We start from the raw sequence: 26,298 nt of genomic DNA, 5'->3' as shown, positions 1-26,298 counted from the left end.
TTTTTTATGTTAATCTTTTTATTAGGTATACTTCATAGTAATGCTCAAAATTCAGAGATTCTTATTACAGGAAAAGTTATTGAAGGCAAAAACCAACTCCCTATTGAGTATGCCACTATATCTTTATTAGATAGAGATACAAACAAACCTTTAACAGGAACCATAACATCTCCAGATGGCTCATTTAACTTTAAAACTAGTGTATCTAATTTTTATATAGAAGTTAGTTTTATGGGTTATAAAACTGAAAGTTATAAGAACCTTAATATCATTAAAAATTCAATAAATTTAAAGACAATAACCTTAACAGAAGATAATCAAGCCTTAGATGAAGTAGTTATTCGTGCTGAAAAATCGCAAACTGAATTTAAGCTAGATAAACGTGTGTTTAATGTTGGCCAAGATTTAAGCTCTACAGGGGCTAGCTCTTTAGAAGTATTAAATAATATTCCATCTGTAAATGTTAATATTGAAGGTGAAATAAGCCTTAGAGGTAGTCAAGGAGTACAAATTCTTATTAACGGAAAACCCTCAGTTCTTGCTAGTGCAGATGGTAATGCATTAGGTAGTATAACAGCAGATATGATTGAAAAAATTGAAGTCATTACAAATCCATCAGCGAAATACGATGCCGAAGGCACTTCAGGAATCATTAATATTATTATTAAAAAATCAGAAAAAAAAGGGATTAATGGATCTGCAACATTAAATGTTGGTGTACCTAATAGCAATAGTTTCGGGTTGAGTATTAACAAACGTACCGAAAAATTTAATCTATTTAGTCAATTAGGTTTTGGTATTCGTACCTATCCGGATGAGCGTAAATCTATTAATCGAGATTTAATTAATAACACGACCATAAACAGTAATGGCGATGGCGAGTTTAATGAAAAGTTTAGTAATATACTTATTGGTGCAGATTACCATATAAACAATCTAAATATCGTAACACTCTCAGGGTCGTACGCATATGAAGTTGAAGACCAAAATTTCTTATCAAATTTTAATCAAACCGATGCTACCAATTCAACTACCAATAGATGGTTACGTAATGAAACCACAGAAGCCGATAACCCAAAATTGCGTTATGAGTTACAATACAAGAAAAACTTTAAACGCCATGAAGACCAAAGTTTATTATTTAGTGCTTTAGGTAACTCTTTTAGAAAAGATCAGTTTTCAGATTTTGAAAACACAACAATTGTTGGTGACGATAACGATTTTCAACAAAAAACACGTACAGATTACACTTTAGAAGATTATACATTTAAATTAGATTACACCCATCCGTTTTTAGAAAAATATACTATTGAAACAGGTTCACAGTACGTTATAAATAGCGTATCTAATGATTTTGCTGTTAGCAACCTTGAAAATGGCGAATGGGTTGATAATGAAGATTTAACCAATATTTTTGATTTCGACCAAAAGGTTTTAGGTATTTATACTACTGCTGCTTATGAAGGTGATTTTTGGGGACTAAAACTAGGCCTTAGGTTAGAACACACCAATTTAAATACACTATTAGAAAATACTAACGAAAAAAACAGTCAAGAATATACAAACCTATTCCCTAGCATACATTCATCTTATAAAATAAGTGATAATTTTTCTATTCAGGCTGGTTTTTCAAAACGTATTCGTAGACCTCGTTTAAGAGAATTAAATCCGTTTTCTAACATTCGAAACAACTTTAGCATTTTTACTGGTAATCCAGATTTGCAACCAGAATTTACAGACTCCTACGAAATCACAAGCATACACAAATTAGGTAAAGCCTCATTAAATTTTAGCTTATATAACAGCTATACAGTAGATGTTGTTGAGCGCATTTCAACCTTTGAAAACAATATAAGTACTTCAAGTCCAGAAAACGTAGGCACTAATACCACTACAGGTTTTGAAGCCAATGGAAAGTACTCGCCTTCTAATTGGTTTTCGTTTAATGGTGATTTTAATATTAATTATTTTAGTAGAAAAGGTGTTTTTGAAACTACTGATTTTGATTTTAAAGGTAATAGATGGGCAGCAAGTTTAACTACTAAATTTAAACTTCCTTCTAAGTTTGATTTAGAAATATCTGGCGATTACAGATCAAAATACAAAACCGTTCAAAGTGAAATTGCCGATAATCTATTTGCAGATTTAGGTTTAAGAAAAAAGATTCTTAAAGGCAAGGTTATTTTAAACCTAAGCATTCGAGATATTTTTGCTTCAAGAATAAGCCAAACTACAACAACACAACCTGATTTTTATTTATTTAATAGCAGGCAACGTGGGCGTTTTGTTTCTTTTGGCGTAAGTTATGGGTTTGGCAAAGGCGAAGCTATGGAATTTTCGGGGCGTCGAAGGTGATAATTATTGTTTAAATTCCTTGAAACTAAAGATTTAATAACTTCACTCGAAAAAAGTTTCAAAACATGACAAAAGTAAGGTTTTTAAGTTTTTCATATAATTAATTTTGGAGGCATAAATTGATTCAAAATTAAAATTATGAAATTAAAAATAAGTCTATTTATCTGTACAATACTACTAACTGTAATGTCTTGTGAAAATTTACAAAAAACAAAACATATTGACTTAAATAAACACCAAGATAACAAAAAACATTGGAGCTATGCTGGAGAAACCTCTCCTGAACATTGGATGGAAGTTGAGAAAAACTCAGACTGTAATGGCCAATTACAATCTCCCATAAACATTATACATAGAAATGTAGATTCGGTAAAAACAAATCACGAACTAAAAATTCAATACACACCTAGTACCTTAATGAGTGAAGTTAAAAATAATGGACACTCTATACAATTTGATTTTGAACCTGGTGACTCTATAAACTATAAAAACGAGACTTTTTACTTAAAGCAAATACATTTTCATGAACCTTCAGAACATAGAATAAATGGTGTTATTTACCCAATTGAAATGCATTTAGTACATGTTAGCAAATCTGGAAAAATTACCGTTTTAGGCGTTTTAGGAGAAGAAGGTAATGAAAGCCAGCTATTCGAATTTTTTGAAAGCTTTTTACCAATTAAAGAAGGTGCTTTTAAAGACATACATCAAAAAATTGATTTATCAAGTTTGTTTTTAGAAGACAAACACTTTTATTCTTATGGCGGGTCTTTAACAACACCTCCATGTACAGAAAATGTAAATTGGATTGTGTTTAAAGAACCTATTGTATTATCTGTTGAAGAAGTATTAAAACTTAGAAGCAACATGCCAATTAACAATTACCGTAATGAACAACCTTTAAATGGTCGTATTGTAAAATACAACTATTAATAAATAAATTTAAACATGACCTACAAAGCAGTAATTTTCGATTTAGATGGCACATTAGTTAACTCTATTCAAGACATAGCAGATGCTATGAATAAAGCTCTTAAAGTTTATGACTATCCTTTGCATAGCTATGAAGCCTATAAAGATTTTATTGGCAAAGGCATTAAGAGTCTTGTCATAAAAGCACTACCAGAATCTAAACGTAATAACGCACAAATCACAAGAAGTTTTAATACTATGATGGAAATTTATAGTAACCAATGTACAATTAAAACTTATGCTTATAGTGGTATAAAAGAATTACTTGACACTTTAAAATCTAGTCAAATAAAACTTAGTGTATTATCCAACAAAGAAGATAAATTGACTAAAAAAGTAGTTATGTCCTTACTACCAAACTATTTTGAAACTGTAGATGGTTTAACCATAGAAGCACATAAAAAACCAAACCCAATAAAAGCAATCGAAATTAGCAATAGATTAAATATAAAACCGGAAGACATTATTTATGTTGGAGATACCGATGTAGATATGCAAACTGCAAATAATGCTAATTTCTTTGCAGTTGGAGTGTCTTGGGGATTTAGAACAAAAGAAGAATTAATCGCTAATGGTGCAAAATTAGTTATTGATCATCCTTTAGAATTACTAAATATTTTAGAAATTACCCCACAAGAATGCTGTAGTATTTAATAATTTATTTATTTAAATACTCCAATACATTTTTTTCAATACGTTGTTGAATATTAGAAACATCTGCCTTAACAAAAGTTTCGCCAGTAATGTTTTCATAAAGTTCAATATAGCGTTCGCTTACGCTTTCAATATACTCATCGCTCATAGAAGGAACGGTTTGCCCTTCTAATCCTTGAAAATTGTTAGCAATTAACCATTGGCGCACAAACTCTTTACTTAATTGTTTTTGTGATTCGCCTTTATCTTGGCGTTCTTGATATCCATCAGCATAAAAATAACGAGATGAATCTGGTGTATGAATTTCATCTATTAAAACAATGTGTCCATCTTTAGTTTTACCAAATTCATATTTAGTATCTACCAAAATTAGCCCCCTAGACGCTGCTATTTCAGAACCACGTTTAAATAATTTGCGTGTATAATCTTCAAGTACTAAATAATCTTGTTCTGAGACTATACCACGTTTTAAAATATCTTCTCTAGAAATATCTTCATCATGGTCGCCCATTTCTGCTTTTGTTGCTGGTGTAATAATAGGTTCAGGAAATTTATCATTCTCCTTCATACCTTCAGGCATTGGCACACCACAAAGCATGCGTTTTCCTGCTTTATACTCGCGCGCTGCATGTCCAGACATATAGCCACGAATTACCATTTCAACTTTAAATGGCTCACATAAATGCCCAACAGCTACATTTGGATCTGGAGTTGCGGTTAGCCAGTTTGGAACCAAATCTTCTGTTGCTGCCATCATTTTAGTTGCAATTTGGTTTAGTATTTGCCCTTTATAAGGAATACCTTTAGGCATTACAACATCAAATGCAGAAAGTCTGTCGGTTGCAACCATAACCAATTCTTCGTCGTTAATATTATAAACGGCTCTTACTTTTCCTTTGTAAAGGCTTTTTTGATTAGGAAAATTAAAATTGGTATCGATTATCGTGTTGCTCATTTTTTTTTATGCTTTTAGCTATTAAGTGATAGCTTTTTTAATTGAATACTTTATTTTTAAATAGTTAAAAAATAATTAGTCTACGTTTTCTATGCTTTTATAGGCTGCAATTACTTTTTTAACGAGTTTATGACGAATAACATCTTTATCATCTAAAAATATCATACCAACACCCTCTACGTTTTTTAAAATCAACAAAGCTTCTTTTAACCCAGAAATGGTACGGCGTGGTAAATCTATTTGTCCTGGATCTCCTGTTAATAAAAACTTAGCGTTTTTACCCATACGCGTTAAAAACATTTTCATTTGGGCGTGTGTGGTGTTTTGCCCTTCATCTAAAATTACAAAAGCATTATCTAATGTTCGCCCTCTCATAAAGGCTAAAGGCGCAATCTGTATGGTCCCTTTTTCTATATAACTTGCCAGTTTTTCTGGCGCAATCATATCTCGTAATGCATCATACAATGGCTGCATGTACGGATCTAATTTTTCTTTTAAATCACCTGGTAAAAACCCAAGATTCTCGCCTGCTTCAACTGCAGGACGTGTTAAAATAATACGTTTTACTTCTTTATTTTTTAAGGCTTGTACTGCCAATGCCACACCAGTATAGGTTTTACCAGTACCAGCAGGACCAATTGCAAAAACCATATCGTTTTTACGCATAAGCTCAACCATTCTGCGTTGGTTAGCTGTTTGCGCTTTAATAAGTTTTCCGCCTACACCATGCACAATTACTTCGCCACTTTGTTTTGATGTTGTATAATCTTCGCTGGTTTGACTAGTTAATACACGCTCTATAACATTTTCATCTAATTTATTGTACTTAGCAAAATGCTTTAAAAGCATGGTAATACGCCTATCAAATTCTTCTAGTAATTCTTCATCACCAAAGGCTTTAATTTTATTTCCACGTGCTACGATTTTTAATTTTGGAAAGTATTTTTTAAGAAGTTCAATATTAGCATTTTGAGCTCCAAAAAATTCTTTTGGAGTTATTTCTTCGAGTTCGATAATAATTTCGTTCAAAAGCGTGTTATTAGTTTAATGATTTACAAGCATTTTAGTTGAAAACTTACTTACATTTTCATTTAAAATATAAAAACAAAAACAAAAATTTATGTAGGTTTGTATCACATACATGTGAAACTCAAAAATACATAATTTTGAGTAAGATAACATTAAAAACATATTAACAATTTTGCCCATGGCAATCATAACATTAACAACCGATTTTGGTGAAAAAGATTACTTTGCTGGCGCTACAAAAGGCGCCATCTATAGTGAGTTGCCTGATGTTAAAATTGTTGATATCTCCCATTCTGTTTCGCCATTTAATATTCCAGAAGCTGCTTATATAATTCAAAACGCTTACAATAGTTTTCCTAAAGGCACCATTCATATTATTGGTATTGATTCTGAAATTAACCCTGAAAACAAACACATAGCCATAAAACTAGACGACCATTACTTTATTTGTGCCAATAATGGTATTATGAGTATGATTTGCTCTGAAATTGCACCAGAAAAGATTGTTGAAATTAATATTCACGATAAAATTCAAACTAGTTTTCCTGTTTTAGATGTATTTGTTAAAGTAGCTTGCCATATTGCTCGTGGTGGTACCCTAGAAGTTATTGGAAAACCTATTTCTAACATAAAGCCAATTAAAAACATTGAGCCTTATGTTAACGATGATAAAACACAAATTATTGGAAGCGTTATTTATATTGACAACTATGGTAATGTAGTAACTAATATTAAACGCAGCTTTTTTGAAACGATACAAAAGGGACGTAATTATGAGATTTCGGCTCGCCATTATACCTTTAAAAAAATACATAATAAATATAGTGATATTGTAAATTTTGAAATTGCCGAAAACAAACGAAATGATGAAGGTAGGAAACTGGTAGTTTTTAATTCTGGTAATTTTTTAGAAATTGCTGTTTATAAAAGCAATAGCGCTACTGTTGGTAGTGCATCAACGCTATTAGGACTTAGAATAATGGATGCTGTTAGCATTAAATTTATACCCAATCCTGTGATTCATAAAGGTACCGAAATACCACAAAACGTAAAAGCTGCCGATTTTTAATTTAAAGTTTTTTTATGCTAGTAAGAATTGTAAAAATGGGATTTTATAAACAAAATATTGAAATTTTTCTTGAAAATTTTAATACTAATAAATCAAAAATTAGAGCTTTTGAAGGTTGTAGTTTTTTAGAACTATATAGAGATAAAAACAATCCTAATATTTTTTTTACATACAGTTATTGGGAATCTGAAAACACATTAGAAAACTATAGAAAATCTGAATTATTTAATACTGTTTGGAGTAAAGTAAAACCGCTTTTTAGTATTAAACCAGAGGCTTGGAGTGTTGATAAGTTAGAAACTCTAGAATAATAATTTGAATGATAGCAATACTTAAAAAAGAAATAAACTCATTTTTTGCATCACCAATTGGTTATTTGGTTATTGCCATTTTTTTAGTTTTAAATGGGCTATTTCTGTGGCTTTTTAAAGGGGAATTTAATATTCTAGATTATGGATTCGCCGATTTATCATCTTTCTTTTTATTAGCCCCTTGGATTTTAATTTTCTTGATTCCTGCAGTTACTATGCGAAGTTTTTCAGATGAAAAAAAACAAGGCACATTAGAGTTATTATTAACAAAACCTATTTCGCATTTTAATATTGTTTTAGGAAAATATTTTGGTGCACTCATATTAATATTAATAGCACTTATACCAACTTTATTATATGTTTATACTGTTTATCAACTAGGAAACCCTGTTGGCAATATAGACGTTGGTAGCACAATAGGTTCGTATTTTGGCTTGCTATTTTTAGTAGCTGCTTATACTGCTATAGGGGTGTTTGCCTCTACTTTATCAGATAATCAAATTGTTGCTTTTATTACATCTGTTTTTATCTGTTTTATATTTTACATTGGTTTTGAAGGTATTGCAGAGTTTCTTTCAAGTGATTTTGTAGAACAAATTGGCATGAGTTCACACTTTAAAAGTATGAGCCGTGGTGTGTTAGATACTCGTGATATTATCTATTTTTTAAGTGTAACCCTTTTCTTTTTATTTCTAACCAAACTAAATATTAACAAAGCAAATTAAATGATAATTACACCTTTATTAGTGTTCTTTTTAGTATTTGTATTTATTGCTGTTTGGCTATTTGTAAATACTATTGATAAGCGTAAATGGCTTACTTTTTTAGTAAGTTTGGTACTTACGCCTATTGTTTATTTTTATTTATTTTACCCCATGCTAAATATTTTTAGCAGCTATCATCATAAAAAATATTTTGATACAGTAGCTTGGGAAGAAAAACCTGAATTGCGTTACGAAATGGCAAATCAATTAATAAAAGATAGTTTATTAATTGGAAAAAATAAAAATGATATTAAAGTCCTATTAGGCAAACCAGAGTGGTTTGGATGGGATAATAACCTGAAAGCAAATTCTAAAGAAAAATGGAATTACAATATGGGGTTTGTTCCTGGTGCATTTAATAACATGCAAGAATGTTTAGAATTAGAATTTAAAAACAATATTGTAGAATCGATAAGACCTTATCAATTAGAAAAACAGTTTGAATAAGACCATAAAACACATATTAATACTCGTAATCGCTATAATTGCTATAAACCTTTTAAGCAGTAAGTTTTACAAGCGCTTTGATTTAACTGCAGATAATCGTTATACCTTAAGCGCATCTGCCATACAAATTATTGAAGATATTGAATCTCCAATTGTTGTTGATGTTTTTTTAGAAGGCGAAGATTTTCCTTCAGAATTTAGAAGACTTCAAAACGAAACCAAACAATTATTAGAAGAATTTACGGCTGTAAATAGCAACATTATCTTCAACTTTATAAATCCATTAGAAGACGCATCTACAAGAGAAAGAAACATACAACAACTTACCCAACGTGGTTTAACACCCATGCAATTAAGTGTTCAAGAAAGTGGCAAATCATCGCAAGCTGTTATTTTTCCTTGGGCGCTGGCAAGTTATAACGAACAAACGGTGCTTATTCCGTTAGTAAAAAATAAAATAGGCGCCTCTCAACAAGAATTGGTCACTAATTCTGTGCAGCATTTAGAATATGCTTTTGCAGATGGCTTTAGCAAACTAACAAAACCAAAACGCAGAAAAATTGCTATTTTAAAAGGTAACGAGCAATTAGAAGACAAATACATTGCCGACTTTGTAAAAAAACTAGGCACGTATTATTACATAGCACCTTTTACTTTAGATAGTGTCGCATCAAACCCACAAAATACATTAAAAGCTATTAATGGTTTTGATTTAATTATTTCAGCAAAACCAACACAAGCTTTTTCTGAAGAAGAAAAACTAGTACTTGATCAATATACCATGAACGGTGGTAAAAGCTTATGGCTAATTGATGCTGTAGCTATGGAAAAAGATAGTTTATACAACGATAAAGGAACCAATTATGCAGTTTCTAGAGATTTAAACTTAACCGATTTCTTTTTTAAGTATGGTATTCGCATAAACCCATATATGGTAAGCACGCTTTACTCTGCCCCTATCACTTTGGCTATGGGCCAAGGTAGCCAGTCTCAATTTCAGCATTTAAAATGGCCGTATTCACCCTTAGCTGGTTCGAGTAGTAAGCACCCTATAGTTAATAACTTAAATTTAGTAAAATTTGATTTTGCCAACCAAATTGACACCCTTAAAAACACCATTAAAAAAACCATACTTCTAGAAACAGCACCATTAACAAAATTAGAAGGCACACCAAGAGAAGTAAGTTTAAAGTTGGTAACAAAAGAACAAAACCCGCAAAGCTTTAACAAAGGCAACCAAACACTTGCGGTGTTATTAGAAGGTGAATTTAACTCGGTTTACAGCAATCGTGTAAAACCCTTTAAACTTAACCAAGAAAAAAATAAAAGCATCCCTACTAAAATGATTGTCATTGCCGATGGCGATGTTATTAAAAATGATATTGCCAAAAACAAACCACTAGAATTAGGTTTTGATAGGTGGACAGGACAAACCTATGGCAACAAAGAATTTTTATTAAATGCGGTTAATTACTTATTGGATGATAACGGACTTATAAACATTCGGTCTAAAGAAATAGCTGTTGCCTTTTTAAATCAGCAAAAAATTGCATCAGATAAAACCAAATGGCAACTTATAAACATCTTACTACCATTAGTTTTGCTTGGGGTGTTTGGTTTTGCTTTCAACTACCTAAGAAAGAAAAAATACGCTTCTTAAATGTTAATAAGTTTGTTTCCAAATATACTAGGTTTCGAATATATTTGTAAGTAGTAGAATTACAATTAAAACTAAGCTTTTAGATGAAATTTATAGTATCAAGTACCTATTTATTAAAACAATTACAGGTTTTAGGTGGCGTTATTAATAGCTCGAACACCTTACCTATTTTAGATAATTTTTTATTTGAATTAGATAGTAGCCAGTTAACCGTTTCTGCTAGTGATTTAGAAACCACTATGGCTTCAACTCTAGATGTTGAAAGCGATAGTAAAGGTAGCGTAGCTATTCCTGCGCGATTGTTATTAGATACTTTAAAAACATTTCCTGAGCAGCCCTTAACTTTTGTGGTTGAAGAGAACAATACTGTTGAAATTAGCTCTAACCATGGTAAATATGCGTTAGCTTATGCCGATGGAAATGAATTCCCTAAAGCTATTGCACTAGAAGACCCTAGTAAAACAGTTATTACTGGAGATGTTTTAGCAACTGCTATTAGTAAAACTATTTTTGCTGCAGGAAACGACGATTTACGCCCAGTAATGAGTGGTGTATTTTTTCAATTCTCTACAGAAGGTTTAACCTTTGTAGCTACCGATGCGCATAAATTAGTAAAATACACTCGAGAAGATGTTACAGCTAACCAAGTTGCAGAATTTATTATGCCTAAAAAACCTTTAAATCTTTTAAAAGGTATTTTAGCAGCTAGTGAAGATGATGTAACTATTGAATATAATGAAAGTAACGCCAAGTTCACCTTTGAAAACTCGGTACTTATTTGTCGTTTAATTGATGGGAAATACCCAAATTACGAAGCAGTAATACCAAAAGAAAACCCAAATAAATTAGTAATTGATAGAAACCAGTTTTTAAACTCTGTGCGTCGTGTTAGTATATTCTCTAACAAAACAACACACCAAATTCGTTTAAAAATTGCTGGTGCAGAATTAAATATATCGGCTGAAGATATTGATTACAGTAACAAAGCAGAAGAGCGCTTAACTTGCGATTACCAAGGAGACGATATGCAAATTGGATTTAACTCACGCTTTTTAACAGAGATGTTAAACAACCTAAATGCAGATAATGTACAGTTAGAAATGAGTATGCCAAACAGAGCTGGTATTTTAACACCTGTTGATGGGCTTGATGAAGGCGAACACATTACCATGCTAGTTATGCCTGTAATGCTAAATAACTAATAAATTCTCAATAAAAAGAGAGGGACTCTCTTGATATTAAAAGCAGTAATCTTTAATTAAGATTGCTGCTTTTTTTGTTCCTCTTGACTTTACTAGAAATAATCGCTAACTTAGTTAGCATGTATTAGTTAATATGTAAAGATAAAAATGAGGCAAGTCTCCATCTTATTAATTCTTGTAATATTTATTTTGACATCTGCTCAATGTAAAGCACAAACCGTTTGGACTGGGCCAACTACCACTTTTACAAAAGTAAATTATGCAGACTGGACACAAGAAGCTAATCAAGATAGGTTAACCGAAAATGTTTGGATTACAAGGCAAAATTACGCTGGTTTGTTTAATATTTTTCTAGAATCGGATGCTGGTATAACTTATATCCCATCTAATCCGGCACCATCTGGCACAGAATGGGCTTATGGTACTACAGCAAATTACGCATCTTTAACTTACCAAAACTTGAATGCCTTAATTGGCCAGAACTTTAGCAATTTAGTAGATGGTCAAGATATGGTATTGCATTTAATAACAGAAGATATATACATTGACTTAAAATTCATTTCTTGGACGACTGGTAGCGGAAATGGCGGAGGTTTTAGTTATGAACGAACAACAAACCAATCATTAAACACTAAAGCATTTGAACAAATTAAAGGCATTAAAATATTTCCTAATCCAGCATCTCAATTCATTCACGTTTTTGGATTAACCAAAACAGAAAACTACAGGATTTATAATGTACTTGGTCTTGAACTAAAAAGCGGTACTATTTCTAATAATGAGCAAATAGATATTAATAACCTAACTAAAGGCGTCTACTTTTTAAAACTAGTAAATGGAATTACCATTAAATTTTTAAAACAGTAATCTCTAATAAAACAGAGGTCTTAATCACCTTGACTTTGTCAGAAAAAACAGTTAACTTCGTTTAACTCTTGATAAAAAACATTGAAACGATTTTTTATCAGAGAAACAATGGCTTTTATTTAATAGTTAAAAGCTAACGATAAAATTTACTTTTTTATTTATTTAATATCAAATTTAAAACTTAAACTCCTGCTATGAGATTGTTTATTTATTTAGTAGTTACTTCTTTATTTATTTCTTGTTCATCAAAAAAGAATAAACCTATTAAAGCCCTGTTAATTACAGGAGGATGCTGCCATAACTATGAGTATCAGAAAAAAAAGATTCAAGAATTTACAACAAATAAAATAAATATAGAATGGGAGGTTTTACATGAAGGAGGTGATTTAAAAGACTACAAATCTAGTATTTATAATTTAGAAAACTGGAGTAGCAACTACGATGTTGTTGTTCATAATGAATGTTTTGGTAAAACTAAAGATGATAATTTTATAAAAAAAGTAGTTGATAGTCATTTAAAATCTGATATTGGTATTGTAATGTTACATTGCGCTATGCATACCTATAGAGAAGGAAATGAAGGCAAAGAAGCTTGGACTAAAATGATAGGTTTAGAATCTAAGAAGCATGACCATCAAGATAATTATATTGTTAAAAATGTTGCGCCTCAACATCCTATAATGAAAAACTTTCCCAAAGTATGGAAAGCGCCAAAAGACGAACTTTATGTTGTAGCACAAGAGTTTTCTTCTATTACTCCATTAGCCAAAGCAAAGAGTTTTAAAGATTCTAAAAATCATACTTGTATATGGACTAATAAAATAGAGGATAATAATATATTCGGAATAACCTTTGGTCATAATAATGAAACGTTTGAATCACCAGAGTTTCAAGAAGTATTTAATAGAGGTCTGCTATGGGCTACAGGAAGATTAAAATAAATATAAAAAACTAAAAACATTTTAAAAGTTAGGAATTGTAATTATTTAATTACTTAAATAATAAAAATAACTTCGTGAATTTTGTAAACTCTAGCTTAATTATATTTTAGTTTTTAAAATACTAAAGTCAACTCCTTGTATAATTAATTGCTTGGTTTTAGATAATTTACGAAAGTCCCCACAGACTTTCTATCTGTGTTTATTTGCTAACTTTAGCACTTAAACACGCAACAAACCATATACAAACACGTTAAACGAACTTTACCAAAATTCACATTCAAATTCCAAACATAAACTATTAATAAATCCGCGTTAAGGATTGAAGTGGAAAGCCCACAGCGAGGCACGAGCGCGGACTTGTAACAAAAAGCCTGACCCTTGTGGTAACGCCCAAAAAATTTAAAAATAAAAAACACCCACTAAAAAGTGAGTGTTTTGGTTTACCTCATATAACTAAACTAACTAATAAAATTAAGAGATAAAATTAAATGTAAATGGGTATATGGGTGTTTCGCCACGGCTTGCTTTTATAGCATTTATTATAGGGAATATAAAGGATACAATGCCTAAAACTAAAAAGCCTAGAAGCCCTAAACCAAAAAATAAAATTAAAGGCACGCAGATAATACACCACAATATTAAACTTAACTGAAAGTTTATAATGTTTTTACCATGTGTATCCATTTGATACACTTTTTCTTTTTGGGTTAGCCATAGCACTAAGGGTAATAATAAACTACCAAAACCAGTTACTAAAGTAATTAACTGACTTAGGTGTGTAATGACTAAAAGTTGTTTGTCTTGTCTCATGATGATTAATTATTGATTGATACTAATAAGACGAACAATTAAATAAATTGTTACATTAATAAGTAAAAAAAATAATTAACCTTTTACTGTTAGGCCACTAATACTGCATAACTAAGAGCGGAATGTTTATTTTAAACGCAAATGTTTCTACGGTGTGTGTGGTAAATAAGCGTTCTAGAAAAGAGTGTTTTTTATTCATGATTGCTAACATATCTATATCGTGTTTTTCGATATAATTACTAACAACGTTAAACATATCTTTTTTTGATGTATCAATAAACTCGTGCTTGCCTACACTAAAATTTGTTTTAAAAAAGTCTTCATTATCTTGAACTTCTGGAAGTAAATGGTTTTTATCTGCCAGATGTAGTACATGGGCAGAAGCATGATTTAATTCTATTATTTCATTTAAAATATCTAAGTGTCCTTTATTAAAACATTTTGAATTTGTGGTTGCAAAAGCTAAATGTTCTATTTTTTTAAATTTATACCCATCTGGTATTGCCAAAACCGGCGCTATACAGCGTTGCATAACACGTACTGTATTACTACCAAAAAGTACTTTTGCTATACCAGAAGCCCCTTTTGTACCCATGATTATTAAATCTATTTCGTGTTTTATTATAACTTGATTTATAGAATCGACAAAGTTATCATAATCTACAATAGAATGAAATTGATGGTTATTATTCTCAAACTCTTTATTAAGCGTTGTTATAATATTGGCAATTGATTTTTTTGCCGCATCTATTAATGTTTTATAAATTGTAGTTGATGAGTGTACAACCAACATATCGTCTGATATAAAAGATGATGCTTTTTGGATGTTTAAGATATAAAACTGACATTTTTCGTCTTTAAAAAACTCTAAAGCATAATGAATGGCATTTATAGAGTTTTTTGAAAAGTCTGTTGGTAATAGAATATTTTTCATGATAATGGAAAATTAATTACCTAGTAAACTTACACTTACTGCCTAGTATATACTATGACATAAATCAGGAAAACAAAAACAAGCAATATTATCAATAAATTAGTATAATAATTTTATGCATTGTATTTTCGGCACAATAAATGATTAATAGCACGTTATAACCAAAACTATTTTTATGAAACGTATTTCTTTTTTGTTATTATTTTTATTTTCAATAACTATAAATGCCCAAAATAATGCTATTGGTAGTGATGAAAAACTAATTTATACCGCATCTTACAACATGTCTGGTATATTAACCGATTTGGCTCAAATTACCATGGAAACTAGCCCGGTAAAAACATCAAAAGCTACTCTTTTAAGGTTAAAATGTACTGCTTTTACCTACAGCAAATGGGATAGTTTTTTTAAAATAAGAGATTTATACGAAACTTATGTTAACCCAAAAACGTTAACTCCTTATTTACATAATAGAGATATTAATGAAGGGGGATATTTTAAAAACATGAAATACACTTTTAGCCATAAAACTAAAACAGTTAAATCGGTTCAAACTAAGAAAAACAATTGGATTGTTAGAGAAACCATACCTATTGGCGCAGGAACTAAAGATATTATATCTACATTATATAGCATTAGAACTTTTGATTTAACAAGCTTAAGCCCAGGAACTAGTAAAATATTTACAATTTTATTTGACAGAGAAGAGGTTAAAGCCAAAGTAACTTATTTAGGAAAAGAGACCATATCTACAGCTATAGGTAGTAAAGCTTGTTACAAAATTGCTTTAGGCTCTGCAAACTCTAATACCGTTAATGGTACTTTATGGTTTACTGCTGATGAAAACAAAATACCTGTATATGGTAAATTTAAAATTCCTGTAGGAACTGGCGAATTAAAAATAAAATCGGCTTCTGGATTAAAAAATTAAAACTATTTACAATGAAAAAACTATTTACAATTTTAGCCTTAATAGCATCGATTTTTGCTGTAATTTTTTCTGTTTTACCAATTTCTAATCTAGCAATATTTCCAGCAATAGCCGCATTAATTTTTGGCTCTATTGCTTATTATTTATCAAAAAAAGCTGGACATGTTAAAAAAATTATTCCTTTTACCTTACTACTAACTGGTGCTGCTTTAGTAGTTACAACTTATAAATCTATATTTACTAAAACAGAAGTTGTTAATACAGAAGTTATAGAAGCTAAAGAAACAAAGCTTGAAGAAGCATCTATTGAAGAACTAGAAGAACTTGATATTGAGTTAGATGAAACAGAACTTGAAGATATTTCTTTTGAGTAGTAAGTAATTTCTTCTTAGAATTCTTATATTTGTATCATATTTAATGAAACTAACACGCTAATAATTTCTCTCCCTAACAGAATATTCAGGTTGTAAGTTCATTTAATTAATTATTCCTTAATTACAATGAAAACTTTTTATATTCTCTCAATAATGGTTTTGGTTGGTACTTGTGCTAAACCTAAATATACTACCAAATTAAAAAACTTAAAAGAAAGCATTAAATTGGTAGACAGCGATTTAGCAATGAAGTATGCAAGTACTATTACTTCTAATGAGCTAAAAACACATTTATATAAATTTTCTTCTAATGATTTTGAAGGCAGAAGAGTTGGTGACCCCGGACAAAAATTAGCGGCTAATTTTTTAAAATCTTACTATATAAATGAAGGTGTAAAATCGCCTTTAGGTGACGATAACTATTATCAAATTATACCTAGTAGCTTTTTTTCAAAAAAATTTAAAAGTTCTGAAAATGTACTTGCTTATATAAAAGGGTCTGAAAAACCAGATGAAGTTATTATAATATCTGCTCATTTAGATCATTTAGGAATATCTGAAGATGGACAAATAAATAACGGTGCCGATGATGATGGCTCTGGTACTGTAGCACTAATGGAAATGGCACAAGCTTTTAATTTAGCAAAAAAGGAAGGTTATGGCCCTAAACGAAGCATTCTATTTCTTCATTTAACTGCAGAAGAAATTGGTAAAAGAGGTTCTGAATACTACACAAAACACCCAGTTTTTAATTTAGAAAACACGATTACAAACCTTAATATTGATATGATTGGTCGTGTTGATGACAACCATAAAAACAATAAAGATTATATTTATTTAATTGGGTCTGATAGATTAAGTAAAGAGCTCCATTACACTTCTGAAAAAATTAACAATACTTTTTTTAATATAAATCTTGATTATAAATTTAATATTATTGGTGAAGGAAACGATTATTATTCCAGATCCGATCATTATAATTTTGCATTACATGATATACCTGTAATTTTCTATTTTAATGGCGAACATGCTGATTACCATAAAGCAACAGATACACCAGATAAAATTGATTATCCGTTATTAGAAAAACGCACAAAACTAATTTTTGCTACTGCATGGCAAATTGCCAATCAAGAACACCGTATTACCATTGATAGAGATAATGAATTGTTAAAATAGACTCAAAATCCCATAATTAATACCTACATTTTTGTAATATAGCATATTCTAAAAATTTATAGATTCATAATGAAAAATATAGCAATACTTCTTTGTGCTAGTATACTTTTAACTTCTTGTAGTTCTTCACAAAATAAAAACAAAACTGAAAACAAAACGGTTAATCCCGAAACTTTTGCAGCTACAATAACTTCTAGTGAATTAAAAGAAATGCTTTATACTTATTCTTCTGATGAGTATGAAGGAAGAAAAACTGGAGAACCCGGACAAAAAAAAGCCATTGAGTTTATAAAAAATCATTATCAATCTAATAAAATCCTCTCTCCTATTGCCGAAGATGATTATTTTCAAGAGATTCCAGCAAGTTACTTTGGAAATGATATAAATGATTCTGAAAATGTAATTGCTTATATAAAAGGAAGTGAAAAACCAGAAGAGGTAATAATTATTTCTGCCCATTTAGATCATATTGGTATTTCTAAAAATGGAGACATTAATAATGGCGCAGATGATGATGGTTCTGGAACTGTAGCTATATTAGAAATTGCAGAAGCTTTTAAAGAAGCCGAAAAAGCTGGAAATGGCCCTAAAAGAACAGTCGTTTTTTTACATGTAACTGGAGAAGAAATTTGACTTTAAGGTTCGCGTTATTATGCAGATGAAGATCCTATTTTTCCATTAAAAAACACTGTAGCCAATTTAAATATTGATATGATTGGTCGTGTAGATCCTAAACACGAAGCAGGAGGTGAAAATTACCTATACCTCATAGGCTCTGATAAACTAAGTAAAGAGTTACATACCATTTCTGAAGATATTAATAAAGAATATTTCAATTTAGAATTTGATTACACTTATAATGATGATAATGACCCGAATCGTTTTTATTACCGCTCAGACCATTATAATTTTGCGAAAAACAATATTCCAGTAATATTCTATTTTAACGGTACACATGATGATTACCATAAACCATCTGATACACCCGATAAAATTAATTACCCTTTTTTAGAAACTAGAACAAAACTTATTTTCCATACTGCATGGGAGTTAGCAAATAGAGAAGAGCGAATAAAACTAGATTAAACCACAAAAATTTACAGCCACAAAAAAAGCCTTTCAATAAATTGAAAGGCTTTTGCTTTTGGGTGGAAGACCGGATTCGAACCGGCGACCCTTGGTACCACAAACCAATGCTCTAACCAACTGAGCTACAACCACCATGTATTTTATTATATAAAACTATAAAAGTTCTTATAAAAGGAAAGAATAACTAGCTTGTTAAAACTTACCATAGAACAGCATTTTGTAATGCGTGTGCAAATGTAATTGATTTCAATCTTTATTACAAAGACTTTTTTTAATATTTTTAATTCAAAACGTAAAAAAAATTACAAAAAATCATAACTACTTTAAATCAAACAAACTATCAACAGCAACATAGCGTTCTACGGTGTAACCTTCGGCATGCTCAACTCCAATTAATCGCCCTAAATCTCTAGACCTATAAATTATACTATCGGTAAAGTTCTTACTTGATATAGGTGTTTCTGGTTCTTTACTATGAGCATCAAAAAACTGTGTTTTATAAGCTAACACAGCATCCATTTTTTTATTAATAAACCCCGAAATATCAACGGTTAAATCTGGCTCAATATGTTTCCATTGTATATAATGGTATACTTGTTTTGGTCTCCAAGGTTTTTGTACAACTCCATCATCTGTAGTTTCAATTTTTATTAAACCACTTAAAAAACAAGCACCACTTACTAACTTACTCCCTTTTCCGTGATCAATATGTCTATCATCAATAGCATTACAAAGTATTATTTCTGGTTGATACTTTCGTATCATTTTAATAATAGCTAATTGGTGTTTTTTATCATTCACAAAAAAACCATCTGCAAACTCTAAGTTAGTACGTATACTAACACCTAAAATTTTTGCTGCATTAAAGGCTTCTTCATCTCTAGTTTCGGCAGTTCCTCTAGTACCTAACTCACCACGAGTTAAATCTATAATCCCTACTTTTTTGCCATTTTTTACTTCTTTTGCAATTGTACCACCACAACCTAATTCAACATCATCTGGGTGTGCTCCAAAAGCCAAAATATCTAATTTCATATTTTATTTGTGTTTTTTTATGCTAATTAATTTTATTAATAAATTAGATTATGCATCTAAAATATAGAATATGGTAAAACTCAATATAACGAAAACGTATTCGCAAACAGTTTATTCATTTTTTTATATCTAAAAATAACAATTATTGAAAAGTTGCACCTAAACAAAAAGCATGACTTTAGTCATAAATACAAAAGAACAACCGCTGTAATTTTACCCTATAATTATAATAACATATATTTAAACGCTAAAGCTAATAAAGAAAAATAAATTATGATCTATTTAATGCTTACCATTTTAGTTATTACCATTGGACTGTTTGTTTGGGGAAAATTTACACCAGATATTGTAGCCCTAATTTCCATGTTGAGTTTATTTTTAACGGGTATTTTAGATTCTAAAGAAACCTTAAGTGGCTTTAGTAACCCAACAGTAATTATGATTGCTGCACTATTTATAATTGGCGAAGGTATTGCACAAACAGGCTGGACAGCTTTAGCTGGTAAAAAGTTTGTAGAATGGGCAGGGAAAAGTGTTCCAAAACTATTAGTTATTATTACACTTGGTGCTGGTGTATTATCTGGTTTTGTAAGTAATACAGGTACTGTAGCTACTTTAATGCCACTAACAATTTCTTCTGCTTGGAGTATAGGTACATTACCTTCTAAAATGCTTATGCCTGTAGCTTTTGGATCAAATACTGGTGGTTTATTAACTTTAACTGGTACACCTCCAAACATTATTGCTAGTAATGCTTTAGTAGAAGCTGGTTTTGAAGGTTTTTCATTTTTTGAATTTGCACTTATAGGTATTCCGTTACTTATTGTTGCGCTACTTTATTTTAGATATATTGGTTATAAACTTTTACCAAACAATAAAACAAGCAACAAACCAGTAAATATTGAATCTACTTTACATAATTGGATTGAAGCCTATAAAGTAGATAGTGGTTATTATCGTTTACGTGTAAGATCTATATCTCCACTTTTAAATACTGAATTAAAAGAATGGCAATTCGAAAAAAATTATAACGTATCTATTATTAGAATAAAAAGAAGACACCCAAATTTATTGAAAAAAGTGCCTCAATTTATAGAATTTCCAGATCCTAATACAGAATTTCTTTACCATGATATAATTACTGTAAAAGGAGATACAGAAGCTATAAACAAATTAATGATTACCTTCAGGTTAGGACTTTTACCTCTAGAACCTATTACAGATGAGTTAAAAAACAACCTTATTAACCAAGAGGTTGGTATGACAGAGGTGATTGTAAACCCTAATTCTATGTTAGTTGGTAGAAAATATAAATTAGGTGATTATTTTAAACGTTTTGGAATTCAATTATTAGCAGCTTCAAGAAACAGACAACCTTTATTAGATAAAGAAATTACAGTTAAAGCTGGTGATGCTTTCTTATTAAGAGGAACTTGGGAAAATATTGAAGACTTAAAAAAACAGCACGAAAACTTAGTTATTATTGGTAGCCCAGAAGGGATGGCTAAAAATGTAGAGAGTCTTAATTCAAAATCTTACATTGCTCTAGGCGCTTTAATTCTCATGATTATATTTATGGTTTTTAAAATTGTTCCAGGATCGATAGCTGCATTAATATCTGCAGGTGTTGTTTTACTTACTGGTTGTGTGCCTATCTCTAAAGCTTATAAAGGCATAAGTTGGACAAGTGTTGTTATGATTGCTGCAATGATACCAATGGGTATTGCATTACAAAAAACTGGTACTGCTCAATTAATTGCTAATGCGCTTGTAGATTATTTAGGTGCTATTCACCCTATTGCGTTATTGGGTGGTGTATTTTTACTAACTACAACATTTAGTCAAGTAATAAACAACTCGGCAACTGCTGTATTAATGGCTCCTATAGCGATACTTGCAGCTAACTCACTAAACCTATCTCCTGCTCCTTTTATGATTGTAGTTGCTATAAGTGCTTCAACGGCATTTTTAACTCCTATTGGAACAACAACTAATGCCATGGTAATGACAGCCGGAGGATATAAATTTATGAACTACATGAAAGTAGGTGCACCTCTTCTGCTTTTGTTTTTCATTATATCGTTAGTACTTGTACCAATAATTTGGCCATTTTAAACAATAACCACAAACCAAAATCACAGATTTTAAAATTTTAAAATTACCACCAATGAAATATTACATTGCTATACTAGTTTTTGCCATTAGTATAAACACCACATTTTCTCAATCGCCTGTAGAAGACGAATTAGGATCTTGGTTCACTTTATATGGAAGCCATAAAGTTTCTGATAAAGTTAGCGTAAGCACCCTAATTCAAGCATGGGATTATGAAGTAGCAGATAAATTCAACTTTATATTATATAAACTTTATTTTAATTACGCACTTACACCAAAAGTTACAACTACATTAGCTTACGGATACGCAGATATTGATAGTGGTTTTGAAACAAATGGACCACATACTTTTGAAAATCGTTTATCTGAACAAATTGGCTATAAACATAAACTATTTAAACTACCTATAGACCATAGGTTAAGAATTGAGCATCGTTTCCTTAATAAAACGGGACCTAACAATGTTACACATAATAGGCTGCGTTATAGACTTGGTACGAAGATAAAACTTAATAAAACCTTATTCTTTCGTTTTCATAATGAATACCTAACAACTTTTGGGTCGAGTAAAGTTGATGCTTTTTCTGAAAACCGACTGTATACTGCGCTAGGAATTAACGTTACAAAAGCTGTAAATGTGCAAGTTGGTTACCTTTATAGAACCATAAAAAGTTTAAACCTTCATAGATTACAATTAGGTTTATATTACAAAGTTGATTTAAGAAAGAAAAAAGAAAGCTAAAGATATTTTTACAATGTTCAACAAGAAAAGTTGTTAAGGCTATTAATTTTAGCTTTAGCAACTTTTTATTTAAAAGACCAAGCTAAAATTCTTGATGTTTTTTGACCTTGCCCCATATTAATTGTTTTAATTTCTGAAGCGCCTATTTTTTTTAAAGACGCATAAATACCCTTTACCAAATCTTTTTTAGAAACCAGTGTTGTAAACCATTGGCTTTGGTCTTTAAATAAAGAACTCTCATAAAGATAATTGTGAATAAATGCTTTTTCACCGCCCTTATACCATAATTCATTTTTGGTACCAGCGAAGTTTCTAACTATTTTATCCCTATCCTTATTTAAGCCTTTTAATTTTCGGGTTGTTGCTTCTAAAGCGTCGGCCTCAGATTTATAAAATGGTGGGTTACAAATGGTAATAGTAAACTTATCATTTTCATTTATAACACCCTTAAATATTTGAGATATATCTTTTTGATGCCTTAATTCTATTTTATCACTTAACTTGTTTTTATCTATAATGTTTTTAGCATCTTTTAATGATTGCTTATCAACATCGGTAGCAACAAAATTCCAACCATATTCTGCTTGCCCTAAAATTGGATAAATACAACTTGCCCCAGTACCTATATCCAATACAGTAATGTTACTTGAATTTTTCGATGTTTTTAATACATCGGCAACGTGGTGAATATAATCAACCCGTCCAGGAATTGGTGGGCATAAATTAGTATCTGGAAATTCCCAAAAATTAATATTATAATACTTAAACAGCAAAGCCGTATTTAATGCTTTTACCGCTTTAGGATCAGCAAAATCAATGGTTTTTGTTTGATATTTATTTTTGAAAACAAATGGTAATAAGTCTGGGTATGCCTCACACAAAACATCTAAATCATATCCTGATTTATGCTTGTTTTTTATATGAAATTTTGGAATTGTCTTGATTTTTAAATGCATTTTAATAATTATTCAAAACTACAAAATAGATTTTTAGTGTGTTTATTTCAATTCTTATATATTCGTAAAAAAAAATGTGATGTTAAAAGCAGTAATTTTTGATATGGATGGTGTTATTATAGATAGTGAACCTATGCATAATAAAGCCTATCATGATATGTTTGATGAAGTTGGTATACAAGTATCTACAGAGCTTTATGAATCTTTTACAGGGCAATCTACTATAAACATTTGTAAACGTCTTGTAGATCATTTTAATCTAGAGCAATCACCTGAAAGCTTAGTGGCTCTTAAACGTAAGCACTACAAACATTTTTTTTATAGTAATTCTGACCTAGGTCTTATTGATGGTGTATTAGATTTAATAAAGGATTACCATAGTAATGGACTTACTTTAGTTCTAGCATCATCAGCAGCTATGACAAGCATTAATCAAATTTTTGATCGTTTTGATTTAAACCAATATTTTGTAGCCAAGCTTAGTGGTGGTGATTTAAAACAATCTAAACCACATCCAGAAATTTTTATAAAAGCTGCAGAAGCAACTGGTTTTTCAAAAGAGGAATGTTTTATAATTGAAGATTCAACCAATGGTGTTTTGGCTGCAAAAGCTGCAGATATATTTTGTGTTGGTTTTGATAGCTTTCACTCTAAAAACCAAGATTATTCTAAAGCAAATATGGTTATTAAAGATTTTAATGAAATTAAGTTTCATAAAATAACGAACCTTCTTTAACTATTATTTTTTTGTTCTTTTGCTTTTTTTATAATTGCTTTTAAGCGTTCCTTTCTTAATATTTCATCAGATTTTTTTTTGTTTTTCTTCTGAGCCATTAATTTAGAATGCTTCGCTTTATTTTTTGTATTCTTCTCTCTGCCCGTTTTAGCCATAACTATTGTTTCGTTTTTAATAGTGCATTTTGTTCTTCCATTAGCTCTGTAAGTTTCGATAATAATTCAATATCTTTAGGTGTCACTACTGTTTTATCCTTAGTATCTTGTGCCCTATTTCGTAATTTATTCATAAACTTTACTACAATAAAAACCGTAAAACCTATAATTAAAAAATCTAAAAAGGCTTCTGCTAATACTCCATAGCCTACAGCAACCTCATCAATAATATTAGTGCCGTTAGCATCGGTAACTGCTTCCCTTAAAATAATACGTTTATTTTGCATATTAACCCCATCGGTTAATAAAGATAATGGTGGTAGAAATACTTTTTTAACCAATACATCTATTACTTTATTGAAAGATGCTCCAATTATGATTCCAATAGCCATATCCATCATATTCCCCTTAACGGCAAACTCTTTAAATTCTTTGAATAGTTTCATATTTTGTGTTTATTTTTTCTGCAACAAAGATATTAGATTGTTATTTGCATTTTTAACCCTATCAACATAAAAAATACTTTAAAACATATTAGTTTTAAGATATCACAAAACACCTTAATTATAATTCTTTTAACTAATATTTACAATTATTAGCTTTTAAAGTAATATTTTAAATTATTAGTCTTTTAGATAATAATTTTGTTCTTTTATATAAAATTTATACATTTGATTATATTATCCAATAAAATATGACTAGTATAATAACAGGCGATATTATAAACTCTAAAAAAAGTGATCCACAAAAATGGTTAAAAGCGCTTAAAACTATTTTAAATAGTTTTGGTAAATCACCATTAGCATGGGAAATTTATAGAGGCGATAGCTTTCAATTAGAAGTACCACCAGAACAAGCATTAAAAGCCTGTATTTTAATTAAAGCAACCATAAAACAATTTGATAATATAGATGTAAGACTAGCTATTGGTGTAGGCGAAAAAACTTACGAATCTAAAAACATAACAGAATCTAACGGAAGTGCTTTTGTAAACTCGGGCGAGTGTTTTGAAAACCTAAAAAAAACCACATTGGCCATAAAATCGCCATTCGAGTTATTTGACACCTCTATAAACATTATGCTAGAATTAGCACAATTAACCATAAATAATTGGACAAAAACCTCAGCCATTCTTGTAAAAACAACATTAGAAAACCCAGATTTAAATCAAAATCAATTAGCAAAAATTTTTAACAAAACCCAAGGCAACATAAGTCAAGGACTTAAAAGAGCTGGTTTCGATGAGATTTTAAAACTACTACACTACTACAAAACCCAAATACAAAACCTATGTTAGCATTAGCCATTAAATTTATACTTGCACATATTATTGGCGATTTTATTTTTCAACCAAATAAATGGGTACAACATAAAGAAAAACACAAGCATAAATCAAAGTTTTTATATTGGCATATATTAGTACATGTAGGTGCATTAATAGTAGTATTACAGTTTCATTTTAAATACTGGTTAGCTATAATAATTATACCCATTTCACATTACATAATAGATGTTATAAAACTGCATTTAAAACCAAAAATGAACAACCGGATATTATTCGGCTTAGACCAATTAGCACATATTATAGTAATAGCATTGGTAGTAAAAATTTATATGCCATACAGCATTAGTATAAACAGCCTTTTTGCACCAAAAAACTTATTATTTATAACTAGTTTGCTATGTATCACCAAAGTATCATCCATAATCATGAAAACCATAATCTCTAAATGGGATTTAACCGAATACAGTAAAGAAGCATCACTCGCAGAAGCTGGCGCATACATTGGCATACTAGAACGATTATTCGTGTTTATGTTTATAATCACAAACCATTGGGAAGGTGTAGGTTTTTTAATAGCAGCAAAATCGGTGTTTCGTTTCGGCGATTTATCAAAAGCCAAAGACCGCAAACTCACAGAATATATACTAATAGGCACACTACTAAGTTTTGGGCTAGCAATAGCCTTCGGTATAAGTTACCAATACATATTAAGTTTATTGTAGTAAATAATT

General features: G+C 30.3%; 27 protein-coding genes, 1 tRNA gene and 1 pseudogene. 20 read left to right on the top strand and 9 right to left on the bottom strand.

Annotated elements, in window-relative coordinates:
* The first annotated feature begins 6 nt into the window (after nt 1-6).
* The 3 genes from Q0842_RS04590 (at nt 7) to Q0842_RS04580 (ending at nt 3,981) form a co-directional block, all read left to right on the top strand.
* Nucleotides 7-2,355: an outer membrane beta-barrel family protein gene (locus Q0842_RS04590; protein ID WP_298494811.1), complete on the top strand. Its 2,349-nt coding sequence runs from the start codon at nt 7-9 to the stop codon at nt 2,353-2,355.
* Between the two features lie 138 nt (nt 2,356-2,493).
* Nucleotides 2,494-3,288, top strand: coding sequence for a carbonic anhydrase (locus Q0842_RS04585; protein ID WP_298494809.1), 795 nt, complete (start codon nt 2,494-2,496; stop codon nt 3,286-3,288).
* A gap of 15 nt (nt 3,289-3,303) precedes the next feature.
* Nucleotides 3,304-3,981: an HAD family hydrolase gene (locus tag Q0842_RS04580; RefSeq protein ID WP_298494807.1), complete on the top strand. Its 678-nt coding sequence runs from the start codon at nt 3,304-3,306 to the stop codon at nt 3,979-3,981.
* A gap of 4 nt (nt 3,982-3,985) precedes the next feature.
* Here Q0842_RS04580 and Q0842_RS04575 read toward each other — a convergent pair whose 3' ends face one another.
* A complete protein-coding gene (locus Q0842_RS04575; RefSeq protein WP_298494805.1) occupies nt 3,986-4,936 on the bottom strand; it encodes a phosphoribosylaminoimidazolesuccinocarboxamide synthase in 951 nt (316 codons plus the stop codon).
* A gap of 75 nt (nt 4,937-5,011) precedes the next feature.
* Nucleotides 5,012-5,965 (bottom strand): PhoH family protein, encoded by a 954-nt coding sequence (locus Q0842_RS04570; protein WP_298494803.1) that lies wholly within the window; start codon nt 5,963-5,965, stop codon nt 5,012-5,014.
* A gap of 178 nt (nt 5,966-6,143) precedes the next feature.
* Between Q0842_RS04570 and Q0842_RS04565 the strand changes: the two genes are divergently transcribed.
* The 8 genes from Q0842_RS04565 (at nt 6,144) to Q0842_RS04530 (ending at nt 13,226) form a co-directional block, all read left to right on the top strand.
* Nucleotides 6,144-7,034: an SAM-dependent chlorinase/fluorinase gene (locus Q0842_RS04565; protein ID WP_298494801.1), complete on the top strand. Its 891-nt coding sequence runs from the start codon at nt 6,144-6,146 to the stop codon at nt 7,032-7,034.
* Nucleotides 7,035-7,048: 14 nt separating this feature from the next.
* The gene (locus Q0842_RS04560; protein WP_298494799.1) at nt 7,049-7,345 is read left to right on the top strand and encodes an antibiotic biosynthesis monooxygenase family protein; all 297 of its coding nucleotides are present in this window, start codon (nt 7,049-7,051) and stop codon (nt 7,343-7,345) included.
* Between the two features lie 8 nt (nt 7,346-7,353).
* Nucleotides 7,354-8,070 carry a gliding motility-associated ABC transporter permease subunit GldF gene (gldF, locus tag Q0842_RS04555; RefSeq protein ID WP_298494797.1) on the top strand — a complete coding sequence of 239 codons (717 nt, stop codon included), beginning with the start codon at nt 7,354-7,356 and terminating at the stop codon, nt 8,068-8,070.
* Nucleotides 8,071-8,556 carry a hypothetical protein gene (locus tag Q0842_RS04550; protein WP_298494795.1) on the top strand — a complete coding sequence of 162 codons (486 nt, stop codon included), beginning with the start codon at nt 8,071-8,073 and terminating at the stop codon, nt 8,554-8,556. It abuts the gene before it with no gap.
* The gene (gene gldG / locus Q0842_RS04545; RefSeq protein ID WP_298494793.1) at nt 8,549-10,216 is read left to right on the top strand and encodes a gliding motility-associated ABC transporter substrate-binding protein GldG; all 1,668 of its coding nucleotides are present in this window, start codon (nt 8,549-8,551) and stop codon (nt 10,214-10,216) included. The genes Q0842_RS04550 and gldG overlap by 8 nt, the downstream gene beginning before the upstream one ends.
* An 83-nt stretch (nt 10,217-10,299) precedes the next feature.
* Entirely contained in the window at nt 10,300-11,418 is a 1,119-nt protein-coding gene (gene dnaN, locus Q0842_RS04540; RefSeq protein WP_298494791.1) for a DNA polymerase III subunit beta, read from the top strand.
* A 147-nt stretch (nt 11,419-11,565) separates the two neighbouring features.
* Nucleotides 11,566-12,285, top strand: coding sequence for a T9SS type A sorting domain-containing protein (locus Q0842_RS04535; protein WP_298494789.1), 720 nt, complete (start codon nt 11,566-11,568; stop codon nt 12,283-12,285).
* A gap of 194 nt (nt 12,286-12,479) precedes the next feature.
* The gene (locus Q0842_RS04530) at nt 12,480-13,226 is read left to right on the top strand and encodes a ThuA domain-containing protein (protein WP_298494787.1); all 747 of its coding nucleotides are present in this window, start codon (nt 12,480-12,482) and stop codon (nt 13,224-13,226) included.
* Nucleotides 13,227-13,697: 471 nt separating this feature from the next.
* On the opposite strand, the gene Q0842_RS04525 is transcribed toward Q0842_RS04530, so the two are convergent.
* Both Q0842_RS04525 and Q0842_RS04520 read right to left on the bottom strand, forming a co-directional pair.
* The gene (locus tag Q0842_RS04525) at nt 13,698-14,036 is read right to left on the bottom strand and encodes a DUF4870 domain-containing protein (protein ID WP_298494785.1); all 339 of its coding nucleotides are present in this window, start codon (nt 14,034-14,036) and stop codon (nt 13,698-13,700) included.
* A gap of 97 nt (nt 14,037-14,133) precedes the next feature.
* The gene (locus tag Q0842_RS04520) at nt 14,134-14,970 is read right to left on the bottom strand and encodes a universal stress protein (RefSeq protein ID WP_298494782.1); all 837 of its coding nucleotides are present in this window, start codon (nt 14,968-14,970) and stop codon (nt 14,134-14,136) included.
* Between the two features lie 175 nt (nt 14,971-15,145).
* Between Q0842_RS04520 and Q0842_RS04515 the strand changes: the two genes are divergently transcribed.
* The 4 genes and pseudogenes from Q0842_RS04515 (at nt 15,146) to Q0842_RS04500 (ending at nt 18,540) form a co-directional block, all read left to right on the top strand.
* Complete coding sequence (locus Q0842_RS04515) at nt 15,146-15,901, top strand: DUF3108 domain-containing protein (RefSeq protein ID WP_298494781.1); 756 nt, start codon at nt 15,146-15,148, stop codon at nt 15,899-15,901.
* A gap of 11 nt (nt 15,902-15,912) precedes the next feature.
* Nucleotides 15,913-16,275 (top strand): FUSC family protein, encoded by a 363-nt coding sequence (locus Q0842_RS04510; protein ID WP_298494779.1) that lies wholly within the window; start codon nt 15,913-15,915, stop codon nt 16,273-16,275.
* Nucleotides 16,276-16,401: 126 nt separating this feature from the next.
* A complete protein-coding gene (locus Q0842_RS04505) occupies nt 16,402-17,454 on the top strand; it encodes a M28 family peptidase (protein ID WP_298494777.1) in 1,053 nt (350 codons plus the stop codon).
* Between the two features lie 69 nt (nt 17,455-17,523).
* Nucleotides 17,524-18,540: pseudogene (locus Q0842_RS04500) on the top strand (M28 family metallopeptidase).
* Nucleotides 18,541-18,600: 60 nt separating this feature from the next.
* Here the strand turns inward: Q0842_RS04500 and Q0842_RS04495 are convergent.
* Nucleotides 18,601-18,676: transfer RNA gene (locus Q0842_RS04495), tRNA-His, on the bottom strand.
* 185 nt (nt 18,677-18,861) lie between these two features.
* Nucleotides 18,862-19,578, bottom strand: coding sequence for a bacillithiol biosynthesis deacetylase BshB1 (gene bshB1, locus Q0842_RS04490; protein ID WP_298494775.1), 717 nt, complete (start codon nt 19,576-19,578; stop codon nt 18,862-18,864).
* Nucleotides 19,579-19,863: 285 nt separating this feature from the next.
* Between bshB1 and Q0842_RS04485 the strand changes: the two genes are divergently transcribed.
* The gene (locus tag Q0842_RS04485; protein ID WP_298494773.1) at nt 19,864-21,693 is read left to right on the top strand and encodes an SLC13 family permease; all 1,830 of its coding nucleotides are present in this window, start codon (nt 19,864-19,866) and stop codon (nt 21,691-21,693) included.
* A 52-nt stretch (nt 21,694-21,745) separates the two neighbouring features.
* The gene (locus tag Q0842_RS04480; RefSeq protein WP_298494771.1) at nt 21,746-22,435 is read left to right on the top strand and encodes a DUF2490 domain-containing protein; all 690 of its coding nucleotides are present in this window, start codon (nt 21,746-21,748) and stop codon (nt 22,433-22,435) included.
* Between the two features lie 65 nt (nt 22,436-22,500).
* Here the strand turns inward: Q0842_RS04480 and rlmF are convergent, their stop codons facing one another.
* Nucleotides 22,501-23,391, bottom strand: coding sequence for a 23S rRNA (adenine(1618)-N(6))-methyltransferase RlmF (gene rlmF, locus Q0842_RS04475; protein ID WP_298494769.1), 891 nt, complete (start codon nt 23,389-23,391; stop codon nt 22,501-22,503).
* A gap of 79 nt (nt 23,392-23,470) precedes the next feature.
* On the opposite strand from rlmF, the gene Q0842_RS04470 reads away from it, so the two are divergent.
* A complete protein-coding gene (locus Q0842_RS04470; RefSeq protein WP_298494767.1) occupies nt 23,471-24,127 on the top strand; it encodes an HAD family phosphatase in 657 nt (218 codons plus the stop codon).
* Here the strand turns inward: Q0842_RS04470 and Q0842_RS04465 are convergent.
* Nucleotides 24,124-24,282 (bottom strand): hypothetical protein, encoded by a 159-nt coding sequence (locus tag Q0842_RS04465; RefSeq protein ID WP_298494765.1) that lies wholly within the window; start codon nt 24,280-24,282, stop codon nt 24,124-24,126. The genes Q0842_RS04470 and Q0842_RS04465 overlap by 4 nt on opposite strands.
* 2 nt (nt 24,283-24,284) lie before the next feature.
* On the bottom strand, nt 24,285-24,728 hold the full coding sequence (gene mscL / locus Q0842_RS04460; protein ID WP_298494763.1) for a large conductance mechanosensitive channel protein MscL: 444 nt from the start codon (nt 24,726-24,728) through the stop codon (nt 24,285-24,287).
* A gap of 248 nt (nt 24,729-24,976) precedes the next feature.
* Here mscL and Q0842_RS04455 point away from each other — a divergent pair, with 248 nt between their 5' ends.
* Nucleotides 24,977-25,579: a transcriptional regulator gene (locus Q0842_RS04455; protein WP_298494761.1), complete on the top strand. Its 603-nt coding sequence runs from the start codon at nt 24,977-24,979 to the stop codon at nt 25,577-25,579.
* A complete protein-coding gene (locus Q0842_RS04450; protein WP_298494759.1) occupies nt 25,573-26,289 on the top strand; it encodes a DUF3307 domain-containing protein in 717 nt (238 codons plus the stop codon). The genes Q0842_RS04455 and Q0842_RS04450 overlap by 7 nt, the downstream gene beginning before the upstream one ends.
* The last annotated feature ends 9 nt before the right edge of the window (nt 26,290-26,298 follow it).

Origin of the sequence: uncultured Algibacter sp., assembly GCF_947495675.1 — a bacterium.
GTDB lineage: Bacteria > Bacteroidota > Bacteroidia > Flavobacteriales > Flavobacteriaceae > Algibacter_B.
This window is presented reverse-complemented; position numbering and strand designations above follow the sequence as displayed.

Bases quoted from the DNA above. Each gene is read 5' to 3' on its own strand.
- Q0842_RS04590 (WP_298494811.1), top strand. From the start codon at position 7: ATGTTAATCTTTTTATTAGGTATACTTCATAGTAATGCTCAAAATTCA.
- Q0842_RS04585 (WP_298494809.1), top strand. From the start codon at position 2,494: ATGAAATTAAAAATAAGTCTATTTATCTGTACAATACTACTAACTGTA.
- Q0842_RS04580 (WP_298494807.1), top strand. From the start codon at position 3,304: ATGACCTACAAAGCAGTAATTTTCGATTTAGATGGCACATTAGTTAAC.
- Q0842_RS04575 (WP_298494805.1), bottom strand. From the start codon at position 4,936: ATGAGCAACACGATAATCGATACCAATTTTAATTTTCCTAATCAAAAA.
- Q0842_RS04565 (WP_298494801.1), top strand. From the start codon at position 6,144: ATGGCAATCATAACATTAACAACCGATTTTGGTGAAAAAGATTACTTT.
- Q0842_RS04560 (WP_298494799.1), top strand. From the start codon at position 7,049: ATGCTAGTAAGAATTGTAAAAATGGGATTTTATAAACAAAATATTGAA.
- gldF (WP_298494797.1), top strand. From the start codon at position 7,354: ATGATAGCAATACTTAAAAAAGAAATAAACTCATTTTTTGCATCACCA.
- Q0842_RS04550 (WP_298494795.1), top strand. From the start codon at position 8,071: ATGATAATTACACCTTTATTAGTGTTCTTTTTAGTATTTGTATTTATT.
- dnaN (WP_298494791.1), top strand. From the start codon at position 10,300: ATGAAATTTATAGTATCAAGTACCTATTTATTAAAACAATTACAGGTT.
- Q0842_RS04535 (WP_298494789.1), top strand. From the start codon at position 11,566: ATGAGGCAAGTCTCCATCTTATTAATTCTTGTAATATTTATTTTGACA.
- Q0842_RS04530 (WP_298494787.1), top strand. From the start codon at position 12,480: ATGAGATTGTTTATTTATTTAGTAGTTACTTCTTTATTTATTTCTTGT.
- Q0842_RS04525 (WP_298494785.1), bottom strand. From the start codon at position 14,036: ATGAGACAAGACAAACAACTTTTAGTCATTACACACCTAAGTCAGTTA.
- Q0842_RS04520 (WP_298494782.1), bottom strand. From the start codon at position 14,970: ATGAAAAATATTCTATTACCAACAGACTTTTCAAAAAACTCTATAAAT.
- Q0842_RS04515 (WP_298494781.1), top strand. From the start codon at position 15,146: ATGAAACGTATTTCTTTTTTGTTATTATTTTTATTTTCAATAACTATA.
- Q0842_RS04510 (WP_298494779.1), top strand. From the start codon at position 15,913: ATGAAAAAACTATTTACAATTTTAGCCTTAATAGCATCGATTTTTGCT.
- Q0842_RS04505 (WP_298494777.1), top strand. From the start codon at position 16,402: ATGAAAACTTTTTATATTCTCTCAATAATGGTTTTGGTTGGTACTTGT.
- bshB1 (WP_298494775.1), bottom strand. From the start codon at position 19,578: ATGAAATTAGATATTTTGGCTTTTGGAGCACACCCAGATGATGTTGAA.
- Q0842_RS04485 (WP_298494773.1), top strand. From the start codon at position 19,864: ATGCTTACCATTTTAGTTATTACCATTGGACTGTTTGTTTGGGGAAAA.
- Q0842_RS04480 (WP_298494771.1), top strand. From the start codon at position 21,746: ATGAAATATTACATTGCTATACTAGTTTTTGCCATTAGTATAAACACC.
- rlmF (WP_298494769.1), bottom strand. From the start codon at position 23,391: ATGCATTTAAAAATCAAGACAATTCCAAAATTTCATATAAAAAACAAG.
- Q0842_RS04470 (WP_298494767.1), top strand. From the start codon at position 23,471: ATGTTAAAAGCAGTAATTTTTGATATGGATGGTGTTATTATAGATAGT.
- Q0842_RS04465 (WP_298494765.1), bottom strand. From the start codon at position 24,282: ATGGCTAAAACGGGCAGAGAGAAGAATACAAAAAATAAAGCGAAGCAT.
- mscL (WP_298494763.1), bottom strand. From the start codon at position 24,728: ATGAAACTATTCAAAGAATTTAAAGAGTTTGCCGTTAAGGGGAATATG.
- Q0842_RS04455 (WP_298494761.1), top strand. From the start codon at position 24,977: ATGACTAGTATAATAACAGGCGATATTATAAACTCTAAAAAAAGTGAT.
- Q0842_RS04450 (WP_298494759.1), top strand. From the start codon at position 25,573: ATGTTAGCATTAGCCATTAAATTTATACTTGCACATATTATTGGCGAT.